Source organism: Synechococcus sp. R6-10 (assembly GCF_047461815.1).
Lineage (GTDB): Bacteria > Cyanobacteriota > Cyanobacteriia > Thermostichales > Thermostichaceae > Thermostichus.
This window is the reverse complement of sequence record NZ_JANSHW010000200.1, coordinates 1-2,991: the sequence shown is the minus strand read 5'-3', so window position 1 is coordinate 2,991 and position 2,991 is coordinate 1. Positions and strand designations below refer to the sequence as shown.

General features: G+C 52.2%; 3 protein-coding genes and 1 pseudogene. All 4 read left to right on the top strand.

Annotated features, from left to right (window positions below):
• Window positions 1–423 (top strand): DUF4397 domain-containing protein (locus tag NW837_RS06315; protein WP_414329917.1); only part of this gene is annotated, 423 nt, incomplete at its 5' end.
• A gap of 183 nt (window positions 424–606) precedes the next feature.
• Window positions 607–1,497, top strand: a complete 891-nt coding sequence (locus tag NW837_RS06310; protein WP_414329914.1) for an FAD-dependent thymidylate synthase — start codon at window positions 607–609, stop codon at window positions 1,495–1,497.
• 77 nt (window positions 1,498–1,574) lie between these two features.
• Window positions 1,575–2,312 carry a class I SAM-dependent methyltransferase gene (locus NW837_RS06305; RefSeq protein WP_414329912.1) on the top strand — a complete coding sequence of 246 codons (738 nt, stop codon included), beginning with the start codon at window positions 1,575–1,577 and terminating at the stop codon, window positions 2,310–2,312.
• A 353-nt stretch (window positions 2,313–2,665) separates the two neighbouring features.
• Window positions 2,666–2,991: pseudogene (locus NW837_RS06300) on the top strand (sugar transferase); the annotation flags it as partial.

The window sequence follows — 2,991 nt, the reverse complement described above, 5'->3', positions numbered from 1 at the left end:
GGAGTATTCTCGGTGGTTGCTGCCAACGAGCCGAGTCGCATGACGGCCCTGGTGCTGGAAGACAACATCCATCCGCCCTTTGATCAAGCCCTGGTGCGGTTTGTCCACGCTGCCCCTGATGCGCCGGCCCTGCAATGGCAAGGGGAGCAAGGGCGGGTACTGCTGCCCCAGTTGGCGTTTGGACAAGTATCCACCTTTCAAGCTATGCGCCCCGGCTTTACCCAAATTCAAGTGGCCATAGCCCCTTCAGCCTCCGCGCCAGGTGTGCAGTCGGCTCCCAGCCGGAGCATTCCCCTGCAGCGGTTTGACCTGCAGCTGGAGGCGGGGAAAGTCTATACCCTCTATGTAGCGGGATTGTTGCGCAGCAATCCGGCCCTAAGCCTGGTGCTGGCAGAGGAAACTCGAGCTCGCAGGCTCCTATAGCCAAGGTGTTTCGGTCTCTCTTCTCCTTACACTGAGTTAAGGAATACCTCAGGGTGGGGGCAGATAGGGAATATGCTCTGTGGTGGAGCAGGCCAATGCCGTTGGCGTTCTCCGCTGCCAATATGATCTTACAAGGATCTCAGAATCCTAACATGCGGTGCGAAGCACTAGGGGATGCAGCCTGTGGATGCTTTGTTTCAAGTTGTGGTGCTGAATCAAACCCCAGATCCAGAACGGGTCATCTACCAGGCAATGCACCAGGATTACAGCCCTGATTTTGTCACCTCAGAAAGCCGGATCCCGGAAAAGTATGGAGAGGCCGTGGTGCGGCATTTGCTGGAGGGCAACCGTGGCCACTATGGGCCTCTAGAGCATCCTCAGATCACGTTTGGGGTAGGCTATTTTCCCCATGCTGTCATGCAACAGGCCCGTACTCATCGGGTAGGAATTTCCTTCGATGTTCAGTCTTTCCGATATACAGGCCAGCAAATTGCCGATTTGGGCAAAAAGCTCTTGTTCGCGTCAGCGGTGCGGAGCACAACCGAGACTGCTGCTCCTGTTGGCGAGGCCGGCTACGGTTGCGTCAGCGATCGCGTCAGCGGGCCGGAGGCCTATCGCGACAGCGGTGCGGAGCACATTGCGGAGCACAGTGGCGGGACGGAGTCCTCCTTGTCTTTGCAAGAGCTGGAAACTTTGTTTTACGTTCCTGCCAGCGTCAAGGAGGGCAAAGCCAAAACCCGCCAAGGCTTTAGGCCCATCTCCCCCGAAGCTTTGGATATCATTCTTGCGCAATATCGCAGCCAGGCCATTGCTTATTATCGCCTGGTAGAAGAGTGCGGATTGCCCTATGAAGATGCCCGTAACATCATTGGCTACGGGATCCGACAACACTTCGTGGTCTCTTTCAATTGCCGTAGTCTAATGCATTTTTTGGATTTACGAGCCAAAGAAGATGCTCAACGAGAAATTCAACATCTGTGTGAACTGATTTGGCCCCACTTTGAAGCGTGGTGTCCCCACGTGGCGGCCTGGTATCGTAAGCATCGCTGGGGAAAGGCTCGATTATCCCCCTAAACTTAGTTTAGATAGATATGCTCTGCTAACCCCTTCTGCGGCTAATCCTGTTTTTGATCTTTTGTTGGGTTACGGGTATGGATCCCGAAGCTTATGAGCAAATGGCAGGCTTGGAAGACCGGCATTGGTGGTTTTTGGGTCGCCGTCACATTCTGAGTCGGGTTATTGGATCCCTGTCGCTTCCCCCCTCTGCTTATATTTTGGAAGCTGGCTGTGGTAGCGGCGGCAACCTGGAGATGTTGTCCAGATTTGGCAAAGTTTGGGCTATGGAAAAGAGTGAAATTGCACTGCCGCTGGCCCAAGCTCGCGGTATTGGGATCGTGGCAGAGGGGGAGTTGCCAAACCGGATCCCCTTTGGTTCTCAACGATTTGATTTGATTGCTTTGCTGGATGTGCTGGAGCATCTGGAGAATGACAAAGAAGCTCTCCTAGCCCTCAGTCAAAGGTTAACCCCATCTGGCTACTTAGTTGTAACTGTTCCGGCTTATCCGTGGCTGTGGAGTTTACATGATGAGCTTAATCATCACAAGAGACGATATACCCGCGGGCAACTTTTGTCGTTGCTTAAAAGCTCAGGTCTAGAAGTTTATACCCTTGTTTTCTTCAACAGTTTTCTTTTCCTAATCATTTCAGGGATCCGCATAATGCAGAAAGTGCTTCGCCTGAGGGAAAGCCAAGATCTGAAAATGCCGCCGCTTTGGCTCAATCGACTGCTGACGGGTATTTTTGCTGCAGAAGCCTATCTGATACCTAAGTTTTCTCTGCCCTTTGGTGTATCTCTGCTGGCAGTAGCCGGACCGGCAACGAAATCGTAGTATCCTGTCATCATTGCTGTTCTCAGACTGCACTTTGATCATTGCTTAAACTCTCATGTTTCGACATCCAATGTCTGCAATTCTGGTAGTTTCTACAACAGCCTTTTCCGACGGTACTTAACCCACTCAACAGGGATTTTTATCTCTTGCATGATGAGGATCCCAATTACTTAAAGAACTTATTTTGTGTCAGCAGCATGAAGTCCTTTGAAGCTGGGAAGGGCCGTCAATAGAATTATCTGGTGAGGGCTACCCATTCAAGTTTTGGTCAACACTGATCTTGTCCAATAGCCTCAGATGCACAATCTTTTCTGTAAGATTGTCAACAGTCTTGATGCCGAAGGAGATAACCCTTGGCCGAACGCGGCTATAAAACTCGTCTGGATCTGCATCGTTTGTGGGTGCCCTTGGCCTGTTTTGGCGATGGCCTTTGTATTTGGTTGGCCTTTGGGGCGGGCTACTGGCTGCGCAGCTTGCGTCCTCATCAGCTCTTGCCTTGGGATGTCTACGCGGCCTTGGGATTGTTGACCGCCCTCAGTTATTGGGGCATTCAGGCGGGCTTAGGCGGATACGGTGAGTCGAAGCGCTTGTCTCGCTTTGAAGAATGGGCCAGTTTGCTGGTGGGGTTGGGGTTGACTTTTGGTTTGGTGCTGGCAGGGGCCTTTTTCGTTCGCTCGGT